The following is an 18,834-nucleotide window of genomic DNA, read 5'->3' as shown; positions in this document are numbered from 1 at the left end:
TGTCCGTCCTCGGCTCCGTGTGCGTACCGCGAACTGGCCGAAGAACACTGCGATGGAATCAACCACGAACACGAGAACTCGAGCGTGGCGGACGCGCGAGAGGAGCGCTCACCGTCGCGACCGAACTGATGAAGTGGCTCTACGGTACGTGGAATCAGTCGTCCGCGGTCGCCGTCTCGTCTAAGTCGATGGTCGCCTTGTCGAAACCATCGGTCGGTCCGTCTGGGATGATCCGGTTGAGTTCGTCGGGAGCGCCGAGTTGCGCGTCGGTCTCGTCGGGGTTTTCTAACTCCGTCCGGCCGAACTGTACGGAGAGTTCGTCGTTCAGATGGAGCTTGATCGCCTCGAGGAGCGCCTCGGCTTCGAGCGGTTGCCCGAGCCGCTTCATATCTTCCTCCGTGGCGTTCGACGGGACGTTGAACGCGCGTTGCGTGATGATCGGCCCTTGGTCGAGGTCCGTCGTCACGTAATGGGCGGTGACACCGGCGATACGAGCACCCTCTTCGAGAGCCTGTCTGTACGCGGCGGCGCCGGGGAACGCGGGGAGCAGGCTCGGGTGAACGTTGATTATCTGGGTCTCATAGCGGAAGACGACCTCGGGCGAGAGAATGCGGATAAAGCGCGCCAGCGCGATCACGTCGACGCCGTATTCGCCGAGCAGGTCGAGCAGTCTCTCTTCGTCGGGAGTCCCTTTTTCGTCGCCGACGTCGTGGAAGGGAACGTCGTACTCCTCCGCGAGCGGTTGAAGATGGTCGTGATTACCGATAACCACCTCGATATCCGCACCGAGTTCACCGTTGTTCTGGGCCTCGAGCAGCCTTTCGAGACAGTGGCTCTCCTTGGTAACGAGTACAGCGATAGACTGGTTCTGACTGTCGGAGGGGAACTCTATCTGCATCTCGACTCCGAAGTCGTCGCCGAGGTCTTCGAGGTCCTCTCGGAACTTCGGTTGAGCAGTGACCATCTCCGACGTATCGACCTGCATCATCATCCGGAACGTACCCTCTCGGACGGCTTGGTCGATGTCGAGGATATTGACGTTGCGCTTGAACAGGAAGGAGGTTACTTCGGCGATGAGGCCAGTGTCGTCCTCCCCGATGACGGTTATCTCGGTCCACTCACGACTCATACCGGGTCCCTCCGACAACCGCTATCATCCGTTTCACTCCTCCGAGGGATCGATCTGTCGGAGGGGGAATCCGTACGCTCACCGTGCAGCGGATCGTGGTCCATCGACACGGACCTCCGAGTCTCAATGTTGGGCATTCAAGCCAGATTTCTGCTTCTCCGGTAATTAACCTTGTTTCTCCTGCTAGAACTGGAATACGTTGTGCTTCGTAGCCACAGTACATAACGGAGCTGATACATACGAGATGCCGGACAGTGCGACGCACCCTTCGTAGCGGTGCGACAGACGGCCGATCGCCCGGACGACGTGCCCCGAACCGATTCACGCACTCCGCACGTATTCGGCGGCGGTCGCAGGTTCGTCGTCGAATCGACCGCCCTGACGGAAATCCCAAACTCTGGCGTCGTATGCTAAGGAAGCGGAAAGCGACCTCGTGCCGGCGAGACTATCCGTAGACAGGATGGTGAGATACGAAGTACATCGCGTCATTGTGGAGTGAGTTAGAGGCGATTGGGCGTCGAGTGAACGGTTTCGTCGCGGCGTCTTCCGGTATGCTTTCATCCAGCTAACAGGGTGGCAACAAATTAATACAGGGACAGCATCCCTATTTGGTATGGAGTACCACGAGGCGGTCGACTATCTAGAAAATCTGGACTGCTCCAGTCCGAAACTCGGAACGGAGACAACCGCCAGAATGCTGTCTGCTCTCGATGATCCTCACGAACGGGTCGACCACGTCCAGATAGCGGGGTCGAACGGAAAAGGAAGCACGGCGGTGATGCTCGAACGCATACTTCGAGAGGCGGGTCTGGACGTCGGACTCTACACCTCGCCAGACCTGAACGACGTCCGCGAACGCGTTCGGATCAACGGGCGGAAAGTACCGAAAGACCGCGTCGAGTCGTTCGTCGAGGAGATCAAACCGGCTATCTCTCGTCTACGCGACGAAGGCGACTGTCCCACGTACTTCGAGGTGCTCACCGTACTCGCACTCCAGTACTTCGGAAACGAAGATGTCGACGTGGCGGTTCTAGAGGTGGGTATCGGAGGTCGGTACGATGCGACGAGCGTGGTAGACCCGGTGGCGAGTGCGGTCACGAGCGTGAGTCTGGAGCACACCGACATCCTCGGTGAGACCGTTCAGGAAATCGCTCGAGACAAGGCACAGGTCGCACCGGATGGGAAACCACTCGTGACTAGTGCGGACGGTGAAGCGCTCGAAGCGATCCGATCGGAAACGGAGGTTGTCACAGTGGGCGAGACGGACGCTGATGTCGTCGCTCGAGAGGGGGAGATGTCCTCGCGGATCGAATCGTCCGTCTCCATCGCCGGCTCAGACTGGGACGTCACCGCGAACCTTCCGTTGCTCGGCAAGCACCAAGCGACGAATGCCGGAGTCGCGGCGACTCTCGCCCGGCGGGTATCGGACGTCGGTACTCCGGTTATCGAGCGCGGTCTTCGCAGCACTCACTGGCCGGGTCGGTTCGAGATAATGTCTACTGACCCGCTCGTGGTCCTCGATGGTGCCCACAACCCGGCCGCGTGTCGAACCGTCGCGGATCTCCTCGACCGATACGAGTTCGACGAGGCGCACCTCGTCTTCGGAGCTATGAAGGAAAAAGACCACGCAGAGATGGCAGAAGCACTTCCCGAAGCGGACGTGATTCGCTTCTGTCGGCCGGACGTAAGTCGGGCCGCCTCCTTCGACGCACTCTCGGACGCGTTCGCGTCGCGTTCGGCCGAAACCGCACGGGACCGAACAGTTCAGACGGCTGTCGAGCGGGCACTCGACGCGGCGGACGAGGACGATTGCGTGTTAATCACGGGTTCGCTGTACGTCGTCGCCGAAGCGCGCAATCGCTGGACGCGGCTTCAGATCCCGAAGCGGGTGGAGACGCTCGACGCTGCACGCTCCGTTCTCACAGGGGCGTCTCTCTCCGAGGAGTTCACCGGAGACATCACTACGCACACGTTCAAGACCTGGCTGTATGACGAACAAGCGGAGTATCTACAGCGGCTGATGAAACGGATCGGTGGAACGTGCGTCCTCCCGAAGACCGATTCTCCCGGCAGACACGTCCCCACCGTCCTGTCCGGAACCACCGCCCAGTACGAGCGTCTGGCCGACGAGGTGCGTAGCGGCGATCTGGGGCTTTCACATACGTCGGACCGGTTGAGAGAAGTCATCGACGGTGGAGAAGGGGCGGACGGACGCCCGTGGGACGCCGATACGGCAGTCATGGGCATTCTGAACGCGACTCCGGACAGTTTCTACGACGGCGGTCGGTACACCGGCGTCGAAGACGCTGTTCGGCGAGTCCACGATATGGTTTCTTCGGGTGCAGACATCGTCGATGTTGGCGGCGAGAGCACTCGACCCGGGGCCGAGCCAATCACCGTCGAAGAGGAAATCGAACGCGTCGTCCCGGTCATCGAGCGTATTTCGGACGTGGAGGTGCCAATCTCCGTCGATACGAGGCGGGCCGCCGTCGCAGACGCTGCCTTAGATGCGGGTGCGGACATGATCAACGACGTCTCCGGGCTGGCGGATCCGGGCATGCGGTTCGTCGCCGCCGATCACGACGCGCCGATCATCATCACGCACAGCGTCGACGCCCCCGTGAATCCGAACCAGACCGTAGCGTACGACGATGTCGTCGAAGACGTCACCCGAGAGCTCAACGAACGAGTGTTGCTCGCCGAAAAGGCGGGACTTAGTCGCGATCAGATCATCGTCGACCCCGGGTTAGGCTTCGGGAAATCCGCCGCAGAATGTTTCGAGCTGATCGATCGGTTGGGGGAGCTACGCGCTCTCGGGTGCCCCGTTCTGGTCGGCCATTCGCGAAAGTCCATGTTCGAGCGCGTCGACTGCAGTTCCACCGAGCGGCTCCCACCGACGATAGCGACCACGACGATAGCGGCCGAGCGAGGAGCGGACATCGTTCGCGCTCACGACGTCGCGGAGAACGCCGCTGCGGTCCGAACACAACGCGAGGTCAACGGCGTGGACCGTTGACGTCCTCTACACTCTCACGGGCGAGGGTTCCGAAGGGGAGACTCGGATGACGCGCTTCCTCGACCGGAAGGTGTATCGAGGGGAGGTTGTACTCCGTAATCTCCGTGACGAAGTTCCGTTCTGCGGTCTCAGCGCGCTCCTCGGATACAACTCGTGGTCCGCGAGGCGGGAGATAACGGCGCGGTTCGAGATGACGAGGTCGATGCCGGTGGTTTCGTCATCGATGGCTCGGACTCGGCGGACGTTCTCTCCATCTACGTCTGGTCGAGTTTTGATTTCGCAGTGACGATGTTCGACCAGTGTTCTCTCGGGTTTCGACCTTTCGAGAGGCGAATCCTGTCGTTCTTCGTGCCGTGTCTGAACTCGTCTTCTCCGGATGTAGACCCGGGTGAGCCTCGGTCCTCCCGACCTGTCGCTAATCTCCGATGGAAGCAACGCTGACCGAAGCGAGCGAATTAGTATGGAACTGCCTGAGGGGCGTCAGTGGGTCCACGAGTAGTGTCGGATTCGCTCCCGCGATACGCGGCGAGATTCTCTCCTTAGACGAGCTATTAAAAGGGTGAGCTATTCCCCACGTACGATTATGCTTGATAGTGTGTTACGACCTAGCAACGCATGTCACTCGGAACCTGCTTCGACCTCCTCTCTCAAATTGTCGAGCAGTACGAGTCGGAAGGAGGGTCAGTACGAGCGGTCGAGGTGACGACGGACGATAACCAGGCGGTTCGGGCGATGATCACCGTTTCGGCTGCAGTTCCCGGCTCGGACACTGGACGCGAACCGACGCTCGTCGCCGAGTCAGCGTCGGTCAACGACGAGGGTGGCGTCGAGGTTTCGTTCTCCGCATCGCACCTCATCGACGTCATGGAGCGGTCCGAAGCGTCCGTCAACGCCGAAGTTCGGGGGGCGTCGAGCACCGACGACGGCGAACTCGTGCTCACCGTAGAGGTCGTTATCGGAGCGCCGAGCGATGCTTCGGAGGTGACCACGGCGGACGACGCCGACACGGACGAGGCTCTGTTAGCGGCGGGGGAGGGTTCGGATGGTGACGAGAAGCCGACCGAGAACGGCGTCGAGGCGTTCGACGGTGGCGACGAGACGGACGGAGACCGACCTGAGACGGCCGGGTGCGCCGGTGGGGAACCGACGCCGTCGTCGTCCGTGACCGAGGGGCTCGCGGCGGTTCGGGACGAGTCGGTCCCGCCGTACGAGGATATCGACTACCTAGAGCAGCTCTACGAGCGCTGTGAGACGTTCACGGAGATGACCCGGCTAATCGAGATGGACGTCTCCTCTGAGACTGTCAGGCGCTACATGATCGAGGCCGGTGTTCACACCCCGACCTCCTACGACACGGCCCCCCAGACCCGGGAGCCGGAGAGCGAGGAGCCTCGGCTCGAAAAACCCGATGCCGGCGAGCCAAGCGGCCGGAAGCCCGACACTGATTCGTCCACAGCGCACGGCGCGGACGCCGACTCGTCAGAGACGGACCCCGACGAACGACGAGAATCGGAGGACGATTCTCCGTCCGAACCGACGCCCGAGCCGTCTCCCGAACCGTCCCCCGATACGGTCGGCGCAGAGAAACTCGTCACCGACGGTATCGGACTGCCGAACAGAGTTCAGATCCCGGACGTAGTCGACGCGGTCGTCACCTCGGTGACCCTGTACGGGTTTGCACGGCGACTCGACCTCGAACAGGAGGACGCGCGGGAGCTCCTGCGGCAACTGAACCTGCTCGACTTCGTCCCCAGACGGCTCCCGGGGGGAAAACAGGAGCTATCGCACGACGACGTCGCCGAGCGAATCCGCCGGAGCACGGGGAGCGCGTAGGCCGGCCTTGGCCTCGGTCGAGACCGACTGCGGTTTGTGCCCCGACGCCCCGAACTCGCACGCTCACTCGCTCGGCGTTGTCGGTGTAACTTAAATGGGTGCTGTGAGTCACCCTCAAAGGGAAGTAATTCCATACGAATCCTTGGCACAAGCAATGTCTTTGCAATCCGAGTCGAAAACGATCGACGACATAGACAACGTTGAGACCCTCCTCGGGAACACCCGCTTCGAACTCATGCCGTTCGAGAGCTTCGACGAGGAGATAACCCATCTTCCGGAGGGAGCGACGATCGCCATCACCACGTCCCCCCAACTCGGCATCGACCGCACCGTCGAGAAAACCGAGATGGCGGTCGAACGGGGGTACGAGGCCGTTCCGCACGTCGCCGCCCGTTACGTGGAGGACCAGGAGCATCTGGAGGAGATCGCCCGCCGGCTCACCGAGGCGGGCGTTACGGACATCTTCGTTCCCGGCGGCGACCGCGAGGAACCGGCCGGCGAGTTCGAGTCGGCGTACGACCTCCTCACGGCGCTCGACCGGACCGAGTACGAGTTCGAGGAGGTCGGTATCACGGGGTACCCCGAGGGCCACGCCTTCTTGGACGACGAGACGCTCTGGGAGTCGATGGCGCGCAAGGAACCCTACGCGACCTACATCGTCACGCAGCTCTGCTACGACCCCGAGACGGTGCTCGAGTGGATCTCGGAGGTACGCGACCGCGGGGTCGACCTCCCGGTCGCGGTCGGCATCCCGGGCGTGATGAAATACAAGCGATTGCTCGAGATATCACAGAAGGTCGGCGTCGGTGACTCGATCCAGTTCCTGAAGAAGACGACCGGAATTTTCGGGTTCATCCGCCAGCTCATCGGCTCCCGGGGAACGTACAAGCCGGACAAGCTGATCGATGGTCTCGCACCCTACGTTCCCAACGAGGCGTACAACATCCGCGGCGTCCACATCTACGCGTTCAATCAGACGGCGGACCTCGAGTCCTGGCGGCTCGAACGCCTCGAACGGTAGCGCTCCTCGCGCCCTCGAACCGCGGAGTGACAGGCCACCGTCGACGACTGTGTTTCCTCTTCGTTCGCGCGGTTCAAACACGACCGGTCGACTGTCCGTCACGTCATGTCGGCGGGCAGACTATTAGGACCCGGTTCCGAGACCTACGCATGTCGTACGACACCGTCCGCGAGACGGATTCGACCGCCGCCGAACTGCTCGAACAGGAACGAGCCAGACAGAACGACACGCTGGCGATGATCGCCAGCGAGAACCACGTCTCGGAAGCCGTGATGAAAGCGCAGAGCTCCGAGCTAACTAACAACTACGCCGAGGGGTATCCGGGTGAGCGCTACTACGGCGGTTGCGAGGTCGCCGACGGCATCGAGCAGTTGGCGATCGACCGCGCGAAGGAGTTGTGGGGCGCCGAGCACGTGAACGTCCAACCTCACTCCGGGTCGCAGGCGAACATGGCCGTCTACTTGGCCGTGCTGGACCCGGGCGACAAGATTCTCTCGCTCGACCTGACGCACGGCGGCCATCTGAGCCACGGCCATCCCGCGAACTTCGCCGGTCAGGTGTACGAAGTCGAGCAGTACGAGGTCGACCCCGAGACGGGATACGTCGACTACGAGGGGCTTCGAGAGACCGCCGAGTCGTTCGACCCGGACGTAATCGTCTCGGGGTACTCGGCGTACCCCCGCGAAGTCGACTTCGAGCGGGTCCAGGCGGCCGCCGAAGCCGTCGGGGCGTACCACCTCGCGGACATCGCGCACATCACCGGGCTCGTCGCCGCCGGCGTGCACGAGTCCCCGGTGGGCGTCGCCGACTTCGTGACGGGGTCGACGCACAAGACCATTCGTTCCGGCCGCGGCGGGATCATCATGACCTCCGAGGAGCACGCCGACGCCGTCGACAAGACCGTCTTCCCCGGCACCCAGGGGGGACCGGCAATGCACAACGTCGCCGGCAAGGCCGTCGGATTCGGCGAGGCGTTGGATCCGGCGTTCGAACGGTACGCTCAACAGACCGTCGACAACGCGAAGGCGTTCGGCGAACGACTGCAGGAACGCGGGCTCAGTCTGGTCTCCGGCGGCACCGACAATCACCTCGTCCTCGCGGACCTCCGACCGTCGCATCCCGACACGACGGGGAAGGAAGTCGAGTCCGCGCTGGAGGAGGCAGGGATCGTCTTGAACGCGAACACCGTCCCCGGAGAGACGCGGTCGGCGTTCAACCCGTCGGGAATCCGGGCGGGGACGCCGGCCCTGACGACCCGCGGGTTCGACGAGGACGCCTGCCGAGAGGTGGCCGACATCGTCTCCGAGATCGTCGAGTCACCGACGGAGGACACCGTCGCCGACGTGAGCGACCGCGTCGACGACCTCGCGGCGCGGCACCCGCTGTACGACTGAGCGCCGCAGCATCGATCGCGAGGTCGGCGACAGCGGAGGCGCCGAAGTCCTCGACGGAACCCACCGGCGTGCGCCGAACGCGAGTCAGACCTGCGTCCACTCGCCGGTGCGGTTACAGCGGTTCCTGACGACGTCGTCGCCGACCCGGACGACGCCGCCCGCCGGGACGGCGTGCGGGTCGCTCTCGCTCTCAATTTCGTCGGCGGTCATCGCCACGAGCACCTCCTCCTGACTCTCGTACGTGCGGACCGTGGTCACCTCGTCGGGGTCGACGATTGCGAAGCCGTCTCCCATATCTGCCGAGTGGCCACGCTCGACAAACGTATGCCGAGCGAGAGCGACGCCCTGTTTCCGATGCCGTTTCCCGCCGATCGGGACCTGACGATAGACGCACCGAGTGCGACGAGTCCCGCGGCTCACGGTCTCAAAAAAGAAGAAAATGGACGGCCGGAATCGACGGTTCGACTCAGTCGATCAGTCGTCGCTGGCTTTCTGCTTCGCGCTGAGCTTCGCCTGCTCGCGGGCGCTCGGGTTGACGGACTCCTTGAACGGAACCTCGGCGACCGTGGCGTAGACGGAGTCTTCTCCGTCTTCGGCGTACTCCTCGGGGAGGTGCACCTCGAACTCGATGTCGAGGTCCTCCTCGTAGATTTCGTCGTTGAGTTCCGCTCCGGTCTCGTTCTGGAGTTTCTCCGCGGGGACGAACCCGAGTCCGATGTTCGTCTCGAGTTCGGGGTTCCACCACGGCGACGTCATGTAGCCGCACTCCTCGTCCGTGTCGGGGTCGGAGACGATCCAGAAGTCCGGTGCGTAGTCGCGGATCGGCTCGCCGGCCATCTTGAGGCCGACCATCTTGAGGTTGAACGGGTACTCGCCGCTCTCGATCTGTTCTTTCTGGCGCTCGAGCGCCTCCTTGCCGATGTAGTCACCCTCCTTGTCGTCGGGAACTTGGTAACCCAGGTTCACTTGGAACGGCGAGGTCTCGTGGTCCATGTCCTGACCCCACGAGAGGATCCCGGCCGCGATGCGGCGGTGGTGACCCGGGGCGATCTGCATCCCACCGTGCTCTTTGACGGTGTCGAGCACCGGGTCCCAGACGCGTTCGGCGTTCTCCATCGCGTCCTTGACGTATATCTCGAAGCCTTTCTCGCCCGAGAACCCGGTCTGACTCACCAGCACCTCGGCGCCGTTGATTTCGGCTTCCATCAGACCGTAGTAGGGAATCTCGCTGACTTCCTCGCCGACGACGTCGATCATCACGTCCTCGGAGAGTGGGCCCTGAATCTGCATCGGGGCGACGTCGATCTCGTCGATCTCGACGTCGAAGTCCTTCCCGACGTTGACGCCCTGCAGCCACTGCATGAGCGTGGAGTCCGAAATCGAGAACCAGAACTCGTCGTCCTCGACACGGAGAAGGATCGGGTCGTTGAGGACGCCGCCGTCCTCGTTGCAGAGGATGACGTACTTGCCCTTCATCGTGTCAATTTCGGTGGCGTCACGCGTGATGACGTAATCGGTGAGCGCTTCGGCGTCCGGCCCCTTCACGCGAATCTGACGCTCGACGGCAACGTCCCACAGGGTGACCTTCTCGGTTAGTGCTTCGTACTCGGCCATCGCACCGCCATCTTCGGGCTCGACGAGGCCGCGCGGGTGGTACGTTCGGTTGTACACGGTACAGCGCCAGGCGCCCTCCTCGTTGAACGACTTATCGAAGAACGGGGATTTCCGCACTCGAGTCGAGACGAGCATCTGAATACCCGGATCGCCGCTCTGGCGAAGGTTCCGTGGCAGTACGCGGTCTGACTGGTCGACACCCGGATGGTTGGGGTGGTCGGTATCCTCTGTCATAGCATTCAATCCAACAGGGTAAACCTAGATAAAAGACGGTGTTGAACACGTCTATCCTTTATGTTCCCTCCGGGAAACCCACATCACTCAACGATCATGTTGACCGGGCGTGGCGTCGAGAGATACCGGTGGAGTCGGCCCCCTCCCATCGTAGATCGCCTGATGGGAACCTCGGGAGTCACCGACCGCGCGGACGGTCGAGGAGTGACGCGGAGATGCCCCTCGCGCGTCCTTCGTTCGTAGGGGCAGAAGGTGACGGATAGATTACAACACCGCGAGAGCCTGCGGCCACCGTCGTTCTCAGGTCGCAGCAATCAGAGTTCGGTACGCGACGAAGGAACGGTCGCTCGTCTCAGCCGTCGATGCGCTGTTGTCCTGTTTCCGGCGTATCGTGCGTAGAGTCGAGGAAAGCGGCGCGGATCGAGTCCAATCAGTTGGTGGTTCTCGCTCCCCTCTGAGCTAGTCGTTTACGAAGAGCAAGGAGAATACTTGGTCCTCGAGCGTCAGAATGAATCCGTCAACCCGTTCTACAGTCCCAGGTCGCGTCTCGTCCGCCCACCAGAACGCCCTGCGTTCCGGGGACCTCTTCAGGCGCGGGCGGATCAATCTTCGTCTTTCGGATCGGCGATCGTCGCGGCGATGAGGTTCCGCATCCCGCGTCGGAGTCGACCGCTCATCGCCGTCGACGACAGCCCCATCTCCTCTGCGACTTCGGTCAGCGAGATGTCCCGCGGTTCCTGAAAGTGCCCCTTCTCGTAGGCGGTTTGGAGAGCGGTCCGCTGTTCGGGGGTGAGTCCGTACGAACTTTCGCCGTCCGCACTCTCGTTTCCGTAGATCTCTATTATCTCGAGCGAAATATCGTTCTCGCGGGCGTACTGCCACACCGAGTTGAGCGCCTCTTTATCGGGGAGGAGGAGCCGGACCAGCCAGCCATTGCCCTTCGTCTCCGTGTGGGCCAAGAAGCCGTTGACGTCCGTTACGACGGCGCTGATCAGTTTCGTTCCGCTGGCGTGCTCGATGTAGTAGATGCCGCTTCCATCTTCCCAGTCAACGAGTTTGTAGCTCGCGACCGTCGGGTCGTCGTCCAGTGCCCTCTCGAGTGACTCTCGGTCGTCGCATTCGACCAAAAAGGGAAAGACGGTCGTCCCGGGGTTGGTCGTTCCTTGGGAGATGACTCTGATTTTTATGTTGTCGAGGGAACGTAGCGTCGGAACGAGCGCGAGTCGGTCGTGCTTGATGTGGATTTTGGCTGTTATTGACATTGGTGTGACGCCCTCGCCTCTCGGCGGTAGACCCTGCGCTTGTGAGTCTCTTTCACAGCCACGCTACCTCCAGTTTCTCGGCATCTGCGTGTCTTTCTATACATATTTCTGTGAGTACTAATGTGTATATATACTGGTATCTTAAATTTTTCTATTAGGGGGTATGTTGTCGTCGGATGGTCGTTTCGTGACTCCGGAACGGCCAGTCAATTGAGTATCATCCTGGTGGAGGGGCACCACGAGGCGACAGAGAAACGAACGGAGACTGAGATAAAGGGGTGGCATATGACGCATCAATCGATATATGCCATGGTGGTGTGCTAACTCGTATGACGGACGTGGATCACGGACCCTCGATACGGGGTTGTTCACGAACGAACTAACCGGAACCGTATCGACCACCGCACCGGGGGGTCCCACCCCAGGTCTGCTGGCCAAAGCGGCCGTTGGCCCATTGGTCCATCAGTAACAATTATACGAATTCTTGCATACTAAATAGCCCGTAACTGTACGCGCTAGCGGCTAAGGAGAAACAGCCGTAAGCAGTAGTTGCAATGAGTGAACTGACCAAGTTCGACGCGGACGCTAGCGAGAAGGAGAACACGAATTTCTATCTGCCTGCGACTGCAGTTTCGCCCAGCTTCGATCGGATCGGTGACGTCGTCGGCGACGTATTCAACTTCCACGGAGTGGTGCGGCTCCCCGATACGTACAACAAGTAGGCAGCATTCGGAACCGCTTCGGCTGATTTGACGTATATGGCCCGTTAGCCCGACTCGTTTCGATTCCAGCAGTTGAGATCGTTGGCATCGATGCCTACGATGTTTCCGCTTCGGACGCCACCGTTTCTTGGAGCGGAACGACGGGCCGTCTATCGGCTACCTCGGCAGTGCTCTGTGACCGTAGCTCGATGAGATGTTTTCAGTTTGCAGCAAATCAGTAACGGATGTTGCGGTCAATCTATCTGGACTACGTGCGAGCGACGCGAGACGGAGAGACCCGCCGTTCAACCACTTCTCGACGCTCAGTGTCGCGGACTGTGCCGCGAAAGGACTGAGTCTCTCACTCGATATCGTCCCACGCACCGATGTCGTTCCGCCGAAGTTCGCCAGTGGCCTGCCAGACGCGTGGACGGAACGTGATCCCGACGAGCACCGCGTAGAACACGCCGACGAGGCCGGTGGCGACCGTTCCGGACACCGCACCGACCGACGCGCTTACGGGCCACGTGCTCCCGGCGTCGGCCGTGACGAGGACGCGGAAGAGCCACGCGCCGAGGAGCACGGTGAACAGTGGGAGATACACCCGGCGGAGCCGGTGCGCGATGGCCTCCTCGTAGGATATCTTCACGCGGGGTTCGCGGTAGTCACGCGAGAGGCGGGGCCGCCAGTCCGGGTCTTCGATACCCTGCGAGGGGTCCAGCGAGTACGCGAACACGTTCCGCTGGAGTATTCGAACCCGAGAGCGCCACATGTCGTAGCCCCGGTATCGACGGGCTTCGATGACGAGGAACACCGCCACCATCACGACGCCGACGAGGATGACGTAGTGCGGGCGGTTCGCGCTGGAGAACGCGTAGGTGAGGATGGCCGCGATGAGCGTCACCGCCCAGTTGGAGGTGCGGTCGAGACGCTCGCGCCACAGCGTCATTCGGTGAATCTCTCCCCGATAGAGGTGTGCCATCGCTGACCCGGGTGCGCTCGACTCCTCGAAGAACCCCCGACCCATCGTTCGGGCCTCCTCGCTCACTGCGTCGAACGACTCGTCGCAGTCGTACCCGTCTCTCGCGGGGCCGGAGTGTTCCTCTTCGGCCGTGTTCGAGGTGGAATCGCTCATATCGTGAATTACGAAATCAATGGGTGGGTTCCCATTAGGTGTGGCGTAGCGGCGTCCAGTTCTCCGTTCGTCGTGACCGACCTGTTCGTCGTCTCACTCATAGCGAGTCGAGCACGCGCTCGAACCGCTCCGAGACGTCCTCCGCGATCGAATCGAGGTCGGAATTGCCGGCTATTCCGACGAGTTGACCGGGGTCGACCGCACTCACCACGACCGTCCCGTCGTCTCCTTCGTAGACGACGACGTTGCACGGGAGCAGCGCCCCGAGTTCGATCTCTTCTTCGAGTCCCTGAAAGGCCAGTTGCGGGTTGCACGCACCGAGGATCCGGTACTGACGGAACTCCTCGTCCAGTTTCTCCGCGAACGTCGCTTGCACGTCGACGTCACAGAGGACGCCGAAGCCTTCGTCTTCGAGTGCGCTGATCGTCCGTTCGACGACGTCGTCGAACTGTCCGTCTATCTGTTTCTGCGTCGTGTAACTCATGGGTTGGAGTGTAGGTGTTGATCTCGCGTGTGTTCGATGAACGGTGCTCAGACGAGGAGTTGCACGTCGGCGTCAGCCATGCGCTGGAGCGCCGTCGCGGCGCCGACGCCGGTCGTGACGCCGTCGTAGAAGTCCTCCTCGTCGTAGTCCATCAGGTCGATGGTCATCTGACAGGCCTGCAGGTCGACGCCCTGGTCGAGCGACACCTCGATGAGTTCCTCGATGGTCGCCGTCCCGTTGTCGGCGATCTTCTTGTTCATCATCTTCGTCGCCATCGAGTCCATCCCGGGCAGCGACGCGACGGCGTTCGGCATCGGCATGCTCGGGTTACCGACCGCCGAGAGTTTGAGGTTCTTCGACTTCTCCTCGTGGAGGATGTCCAACCCCCAAAACGTGTGGAACACGGTGACGTCCCAGCCGAAGGCGGCGGCCGTCGAGGCGAGGATGAGCGGCGGGTACGCCATGTCCAGCGTTCCCTTCGTCGACACGATGACCATAGAGGTCCCGTCGTCGTCGACGTCAGCTTTCAAGTCCGCGAGCTCTTCGCGTAGCGCCTCGACCTCCGCGGCCAGTTCCGACGCGGATGGGTTTTCGGATACGTCGGTCGCTTCGACGGCTTCCCGAGTATCCGAGGTGTCCGATGTATTCGTACTCATGTTCACTCCGTCTTGCGCACGTAGTGTTTGAACACGTCTCCGTCCTCTTCCTGCTCGAGGAGTTCGACGCCGTCGGTCGTCTCCGCCCACCCGGCGATGTCGCTCATACTTCCGGAGTCGGTGGCGAGCACCGCTAGCACCTCGCCCTCGCTCAGGTCGTCAGTGGCCCCCTTCGTCTTCACGACCGGCATCGGACAGGATTCGCCTTGCACGTCGAGCGTCTCGGTAACAGTGTATTCCGTACTCATTGTTGGTTTGCCCGTTCTGTATTGGGCGTATTATCCAATACCGCCGTGGTACTAAAAAGTGTGTCGGTTATTGGGACAAGTCCACACTACCGATACTGGGTCCCGGACGATCCCCATCTTATATTCATTATACGCGCCATGGGGTACGTTTACGGCCTATCGGTATTGCACAACCTTAGAAATACTATACACACTCTTATATGGCAGGATACGGTAGCGAGAGGTACAGATGGACGATTCAGAATCGAACGCGGAAGTGGACTCGATCGCACCCGAAGAGGTCAAACGGCGCATCGACGACGGCGAGCGCGTCAGCATCCTCGACGTACGCGCCGAAAGCGAGTTCGAGGAGTGGGGTATTGACGGCGACAGCGTCGATGTCGTCAACGTCCCCTACTTCGAACTCCTCGACGGTGTCGACGAGCAGCTCGAACGCATCCCGGAGGGCGATCCGACCATCGTCGTCTGTGCGAAGGGCGGCTCCAGCGAGTACGTCGCCGACCAACTGTTGGAGGCGGGAGTGAACGCCGTGAACCTCGAAGGCGGTATGAAGGGCTGGGCGCGGGTCTACGAGTACCGCGAACTCGACGCCGATACCGAAGCGGTGATCGCGCAGTACCAGCGCCCCTCCAGCGGTTGTCTGGCGTACATGGTCGTCAGTGACGGCGAAGCCGTTGTGGTTGATCCGCTTCGGGCGTTCGTCAACGATTACGTGCAGGACGCGCGGATGATGGGCGCGGACATCGAGTACGCGATCGACACGCACGTCCACGCCGACCACGTCAGCGGCGTCCGCGAACTCGCAGCCGAGACGGGCGCACGGGTCGTCCTCCCCGAATCGGCGGTCGAGCGCGGCGTCGAGTACGACACCGACTACGAGACGGTCGCCGACGGCGATACGCTCTCGGTCGGTGCGGTCGATATCGACGTGCTCCACACGCCCGGACACACCTCCGGGATGACCTCCTACCTCGTCGACGACGCCGTGCTCCTGACCGGCGACGGACTGTTCACCGAGAGCGTCGCCCGGCCCGACCTCGAAGGTGCCGACGACGAGGAGGCCCGTGCGGCGGCGGGCGAACTGTACGACACCCTCCAGTCGAAGCTCACCCCGCTGGACGAGGACGTATTGGTCGCGCCGGCGCACTTCAGTGATGCGGCGACGCCGCGCGAAGACGGCACCTACGCTGCGCGACTCGGCGACCTGACGGAACGCATGGACGCGCTGTCGATGGAGCGCGAGGGGTTCNCGACGCCGCGCGAAGACGGCACCTACGCTGCGCGACTCGGCGACCTGACGGAACGCATGGACGCGCTGTCGATGGAGCGCGAGGGGTTCGTCGAGTTCATCCTCTCGGACATGCCGCCGCGCCCCTCGAACTACGAGGAGATCATCGCGACGAACCTCGGTCGGCAGGACACCGACGACGAGGAGGCGTTCGAACTCGAACTGGGACCGAACAACTGCGCCGCCAGCAGCGACGCGATGACGAGTGACTGAGAACGGAACTATCGAACTAAACTAATGGACATAACTACACTCCCGCTGGTCGCATTCGCCGATCTGTTCCCGCGGGGCGTCGCTCAGTACGCTGCCGGTGGACTGCTCATCGGCCTCGGCGTCGCCGTAATCTACCTCGGAACGGGCATCATCGCGGGCGCGAGCACGTTCCTCGAATCGACGCTGTCGTACGTCTCGGATGTGCCCCGGTTCAACCGGGCNTACCTCGGAACGGGCATCATCGCGGGCGCGAGCACGTTCCTCGAATCGACGCTGTCGTACGTCTCGGATGTGCCCCGGTTCAACCGGGCGAAGTACCTCGCCTCGCGCGACTGGCGCGTCGTGTTCACGCTGGGCATCGTCGGTGGAGCCGCCGTCTACGCGCTCGCGTTCGGCGAGTTCGGCTGGACGACCGACGTGCAGTGGTGGCGACTGCTCGGCGGGGGCTTCCTCGTCGGCGTCGGGACGCGCGTCGGGAAGGGCTGTACCTCCGGGCACGGCGTCTGCGGGGTCGGGTCGCTCTCGGAGACGTCGCTGGTGAACGTCGCGACGTTCATGGCGTTCGCCATCGGCACGGCGCAGATCGTCGCTGCGCTGGGGGTGTTGCCATGAGCGCCGACACCGACGGGCGCGGACTCCCGTTCACCCTCGTGATCCTCCTGGGCGGACTCGTGTTCGGGTTCGGCCTCGGACTCAGCGGGATGGCGAAACCCGAAATCGTCCTCGACTTCCTGCAGTTCGAGGACTTCGGCCTGCTGTTCGTGATGGGCGGGGCCGCCGTCGTCTCCGGGGTGACCATCTTCGGCGCGACGAACTTCCTCGACCGGGCGCCACTGACCGGTCGTGGGTACACTCGCCGGCTGAAGACGTTCGACAAGAACGTCCCCATCGGCGGAGCGATCTTCGGCGTCGGGTGGGGGCTCTCGGGCATCTGTCCCGGGGCCGCCTACGCGAGCGTCGGCCTCGGCAACGTTACCATCCTGTGGGCGATTCTCGGGATGTTCCTCGGCGCGTACGCACAGGGGTTCGTCCGCTCCTCGCGCGCCGAAGAGACCGACGCTGCGGCCGCACCCTCCACCGACTGANGGATGTTCCTCGGCGCGTACGCACAGGGGTTCGTCCGCTCCTCGCGCGCCGAAGAGACCGACGCTGCGGCCGCACCCTCCACCGACTGAGTACCATGTTTCAAAACACTCGCTCGGCAGGTCGCGGCGAAGAGTATTGCTCGGTAGACGGACTACCTCTACAAACGATTAGGGGGATGGGAGATGTACGGATTGGAAACCGCTAGCGGCACGACGGAAGCGATAGCGAGGAGAGGGCTCGTCTTCGGGGTGGAAATCACTCTGTACTGCGACATACGCGCGCTCGAGAGTAGTCAGAAGTCGGTCCTCCCGATCTGACCGAACGAATCTTCGGCCGTCGGCGATCGTAATCGAGGTTTCGGGCCGACGGATTATACTATTCCCACCGGAACCGGTCGACGCGACGCGTGCACGGCGTCACGCTGCACACACGCTCGAAGAGATGGGTCCCATCGACGCTGCCGGGCGACGAACCGTCGTCGTCACCGTGGTCACCGCAGGACTCTGGATTCTCGGCGGACTCGACTTTCTCTTCGAAGGCGTACTTCCATCGGTGTGGTTCGATACGCTGTTCGGCGGCGCGGGGAGCATCGTCGGCGCTCCCCACCAGGGCGTCTTGTTTTACGCCCTCGTCGGCCTCGCGGCGGTCCCCGTACTGCTCGCGAGCGAGTGCCTAGAGTGGAACGACGTGATGAATATCGACTGGGGTACGCTCATCCTCCTCGGCGGTGGACTCGCTCTCGCGGACGGACTGGCCGTGACCGACGCAACCCGGTGGCTCGCCGATACGACCTTCGGCGCACTGGTCGGTGAGTCCATCCTCATCGTCGTGCTCGCTGTCGTTGCAGTCACTGTCCTCTTGAGCGAACTGGCCTCGAACACGGCCGTCGTCGCAATCTTCGCGCCCGTTCTCATCACCATCGGGCCTCGCTACGCCGACGTGCTCGGTTCGACGCCGGAGGCGGCGTCGGTGTTTCTCGCGGTCACGGGCGCAGTCGCCGCGTCCTTCGGGTTCGCGCTCCCGGTCGCGACACCGCCGAACGCCATCGCGTTCGGGACCGAAAACGTCCGCCGGGAGCACATGCTTCGAGCCGGTGTCCCGCTCGACCTCCTCATGGTCCTGATATCGACCGTCATGGTGCTCGGAGCGTTCCTGTTCGTCTGGCCGCTCGTACTCTGACATCGTCGGTTAGTGAGCGTCCATTCGCCGTCGACGGGAACGTTCGCGCCCCCGATGTAGGAGGCTTCGTCCGAAGCGAGGACCATCGCGACTCCGCTGACCTCACCGGGTTGCGTCGCTCGACTCATCGGCTCCCCGCGGACGAACTCGTAGAACTGCTCTTGATCCAGCTAGTCATCCGTCATGGGCGTCTCGACGAATCCCGGACAGGGGCTGTCGATACGGACGACCTCACTAGCGTCGTCGACGACGAGTTCGCGGGTGAAGTTCACGACACCGGCTTTCGCCGTCGAGTACGCAGGTACTCCGGGACCGGTCGCGTCGCGAGAGCCTCTCTGTGG

17 protein-coding genes and 2 pseudogenes are annotated in these 18,834 nt (G+C 62.3%); 9 read left to right on the top strand and 10 right to left on the bottom strand.

Going from position 1 to position 18,834, the window contains the following annotated elements; all coding sequences use genetic code 11:
• Positions 1 to 154 precede the first annotated feature (154 nt).
• Complete coding sequence (locus C474_RS07050) at positions 155 to 1,129, bottom strand: formyltetrahydrofolate deformylase (RefSeq protein WP_008385312.1); 975 nt, start codon at positions 1,127 to 1,129, stop codon at positions 155 to 157.
• 613 nt (positions 1,130 to 1,742) lie between these two features.
• On the opposite strand from C474_RS07050, the gene folP reads away from it, so the two are divergent.
• The 4 genes from folP to glyA all read left to right on the top strand — a co-directional run bounded on the left by folP (position 1,743) and on the right by glyA (position 8,393).
• Positions 1,743 to 4,145, top strand: a complete 2,403-nt coding sequence (folP, locus tag C474_RS07045; protein WP_008385310.1) for a dihydropteroate synthase — start codon at positions 1,743 to 1,745, stop codon at positions 4,143 to 4,145.
• 615 nt (positions 4,146 to 4,760) lie between these two features.
• Complete coding sequence (locus C474_RS07040) at positions 4,761 to 5,978, top strand: hypothetical protein (protein ID WP_008385308.1); 1,218 nt, start codon at positions 4,761 to 4,763, stop codon at positions 5,976 to 5,978.
• Positions 5,979 to 6,132: 154 nt separating this feature from the next.
• Positions 6,133 to 6,999, top strand: a complete 867-nt coding sequence (locus C474_RS07035) for a methylenetetrahydrofolate reductase (protein WP_008385306.1) — start codon at positions 6,133 to 6,135, stop codon at positions 6,997 to 6,999.
• Between the two features lie 149 nt (positions 7,000 to 7,148).
• Positions 7,149 to 8,393 (top strand): serine hydroxymethyltransferase, encoded by a 1,245-nt coding sequence (gene glyA, locus C474_RS07030; RefSeq protein ID WP_008385304.1) that lies wholly within the window; start codon positions 7,149 to 7,151, stop codon positions 8,391 to 8,393.
• Between the two features lie 84 nt (positions 8,394 to 8,477).
• Here glyA and C474_RS07025 read toward each other — a convergent pair whose 3' ends face one another.
• The 3 genes from C474_RS07025 to C474_RS07015 all read right to left on the bottom strand — a co-directional run bounded on the left by C474_RS07025 (position 8,478) and on the right by C474_RS07015 (position 11,503).
• On the bottom strand, positions 8,478 to 8,687 hold the full coding sequence (locus C474_RS07025) for a hypothetical protein (RefSeq protein ID WP_008385302.1): 210 nt from the start codon (positions 8,685 to 8,687) through the stop codon (positions 8,478 to 8,480).
• Between the two features lie 180 nt (positions 8,688 to 8,867).
• On the bottom strand, positions 8,868 to 10,241 hold the full coding sequence (locus C474_RS07020) for an aminomethyltransferase family protein (RefSeq protein ID WP_049916790.1): 1,374 nt from the start codon (positions 10,239 to 10,241) through the stop codon (positions 8,868 to 8,870).
• Between the two features lie 602 nt (positions 10,242 to 10,843).
• Positions 10,844 to 11,503, bottom strand: coding sequence for a helix-turn-helix domain-containing protein (locus C474_RS07015; RefSeq protein ID WP_008385297.1), 660 nt, complete (start codon positions 11,501 to 11,503; stop codon positions 10,844 to 10,846).
• 554 nt (positions 11,504 to 12,057) lie between these two features.
• Between C474_RS07015 and C474_RS22550 the strand changes: the two genes are divergently transcribed.
• Positions 12,058 to 12,225 carry a hypothetical protein gene (locus C474_RS22550; protein WP_008385295.1) on the top strand — a complete coding sequence of 56 codons (168 nt, stop codon included), beginning with the start codon at positions 12,058 to 12,060 and terminating at the stop codon, positions 12,223 to 12,225.
• Between the two features lie 340 nt (positions 12,226 to 12,565).
• Here C474_RS22550 and C474_RS07010 read toward each other — a convergent pair whose 3' ends face one another.
• From C474_RS07010 to C474_RS06995, 4 genes are all read right to left on the bottom strand, one after another.
• Positions 12,566 to 13,231: a DUF2270 domain-containing protein gene (locus C474_RS07010; protein ID WP_239640397.1), complete on the bottom strand. Its 666-nt coding sequence runs from the start codon at positions 13,229 to 13,231 to the stop codon at positions 12,566 to 12,568.
• Positions 13,232 to 13,436: 205 nt separating this feature from the next.
• Complete coding sequence (locus C474_RS07005; RefSeq protein ID WP_008385291.1) at positions 13,437 to 13,823, bottom strand: DUF302 domain-containing protein; 387 nt, start codon at positions 13,821 to 13,823, stop codon at positions 13,437 to 13,439.
• Positions 13,824 to 13,870: 47 nt separating this feature from the next.
• Complete coding sequence (locus tag C474_RS07000) at positions 13,871 to 14,479, bottom strand: DsrE/DsrF/DrsH-like family protein (protein WP_008385289.1); 609 nt, start codon at positions 14,477 to 14,479, stop codon at positions 13,871 to 13,873.
• Between the two features lie 2 nt (positions 14,480 to 14,481).
• Positions 14,482 to 14,727, bottom strand: coding sequence for a sulfurtransferase TusA family protein (locus tag C474_RS06995; RefSeq protein WP_008385286.1), 246 nt, complete (start codon positions 14,725 to 14,727; stop codon positions 14,482 to 14,484).
• A gap of 229 nt (positions 14,728 to 14,956) precedes the next feature.
• Between C474_RS06995 and C474_RS06990 the strand changes: the two genes are divergently transcribed.
• From C474_RS06990 to C474_RS23045, 4 genes are all read left to right on the top strand, one after another.
• The gene (locus C474_RS06990) at positions 14,957 to 16,228 is read left to right on the top strand and encodes an MBL fold metallo-hydrolase (RefSeq protein WP_008385285.1); all 1,272 of its coding nucleotides are present in this window, start codon (positions 14,957 to 14,959) and stop codon (positions 16,226 to 16,228) included.
• A 24-nt stretch (positions 16,229 to 16,252) separates the two neighbouring features.
• Positions 16,253 to 16,840: a YeeE/YedE family protein gene (locus C474_RS06985; RefSeq protein WP_008385283.1), complete on the top strand. Its 588-nt coding sequence runs from the start codon at positions 16,253 to 16,255 to the stop codon at positions 16,838 to 16,840.
• On the top strand, positions 16,837 to 17,313 hold the full coding sequence (locus C474_RS06980; RefSeq protein ID WP_008385280.1) for a YeeE/YedE family protein: 477 nt from the start codon (positions 16,837 to 16,839) through the stop codon (positions 17,311 to 17,313). Before C474_RS06985 ends, C474_RS06980 begins: the two co-directional genes overlap by 4 nt.
• Before the next feature lie 343 nt (positions 17,314 to 17,656).
• The gene (locus tag C474_RS23045; RefSeq protein ID WP_083861963.1) at positions 17,657 to 18,493 is read left to right on the top strand and encodes an SLC13 family permease; all 837 of its coding nucleotides are present in this window, start codon (positions 17,657 to 17,659) and stop codon (positions 18,491 to 18,493) included.
• Between the two features lie 38 nt (positions 18,494 to 18,531).
• On the opposite strand, the pseudogene C474_RS23505 reads toward C474_RS23045, so the two are convergent.
• Positions 18,532 to 18,663: pseudogene (locus C474_RS23505) on the bottom strand (SDR family NAD(P)-dependent oxidoreductase); the annotation flags it as partial.
• Positions 18,664 to 18,798, bottom strand: a pseudogene (locus C474_RS22865) (SDR family NAD(P)-dependent oxidoreductase); the annotation flags it as partial.
• Positions 18,799 to 18,834 lie beyond the last annotated feature (36 nt).

The sequence above is a fragment of the Halogeometricum pallidum JCM 14848 genome (assembly GCF_000337095.1).
GTDB lineage: Archaea > Halobacteriota > Halobacteria > Halobacteriales > Haloferacaceae > Halogeometricum > Halogeometricum pallidum.
Note: the sequence above shows the minus strand (reverse complement) of the source record. Positions and strands in the feature narration are given on the sequence as shown.

Bases quoted from the DNA above. Each gene is read 5' to 3' on its own strand.
- C474_RS07015 (WP_008385297.1), bottom strand. From the start codon at position 11,503: ATGTCAATAACAGCCAAAATCCACATCAAGCACGACCGACTCGCGCTC.
- C474_RS07000 (WP_008385289.1), bottom strand. From the start codon at position 14,479: ATGAGTACGAATACATCGGACACCTCGGATACTCGGGAAGCCGTCGAA.
- C474_RS07010 (WP_239640397.1), bottom strand. From the start codon at position 13,231: ATGGGTCGGGGGTTCTTCGAGGAGTCGAGCGCACCCGGGTCAGCGATG.
- C474_RS07035 (WP_008385306.1), top strand. From the start codon at position 6,133: ATGTCTTTGCAATCCGAGTCGAAAACGATCGACGACATAGACAACGTT.
- C474_RS07040 (WP_008385308.1), top strand. From the start codon at position 4,761: ATGTCACTCGGAACCTGCTTCGACCTCCTCTCTCAAATTGTCGAGCAG.
- C474_RS07025 (WP_008385302.1), bottom strand. From the start codon at position 8,687: ATGGGAGACGGCTTCGCAATCGTCGACCCCGACGAGGTGACCACGGTC.
- C474_RS06980 (WP_008385280.1), top strand. From the start codon at position 16,837: ATGAGCGCCGACACCGACGGGCGCGGACTCCCGTTCACCCTCGTGATC.
- C474_RS06995 (WP_008385286.1), bottom strand. From the start codon at position 14,727: ATGAGTACGGAATACACTGTTACCGAGACGCTCGACGTGCAAGGCGAA.
- C474_RS07005 (WP_008385291.1), bottom strand. From the start codon at position 13,823: ATGAGTTACACGACGCAGAAACAGATAGACGGACAGTTCGACGACGTC.
- C474_RS22550 (WP_008385295.1), top strand. From the start codon at position 12,058: ATGAGTGAACTGACCAAGTTCGACGCGGACGCTAGCGAGAAGGAGAAC.
- C474_RS07020 (WP_049916790.1), bottom strand. From the start codon at position 10,241: ATGACAGAGGATACCGACCACCCCAACCATCCGGGTGTCGACCAGTCA.
- glyA (WP_008385304.1), top strand. From the start codon at position 7,149: ATGTCGTACGACACCGTCCGCGAGACGGATTCGACCGCCGCCGAACTG.
- C474_RS07050 (WP_008385312.1), bottom strand. From the start codon at position 1,129: ATGAGTCGTGAGTGGACCGAGATAACCGTCATCGGGGAGGACGACACT.
- folP (WP_008385310.1), top strand. From the start codon at position 1,743: ATGGAGTACCACGAGGCGGTCGACTATCTAGAAAATCTGGACTGCTCC.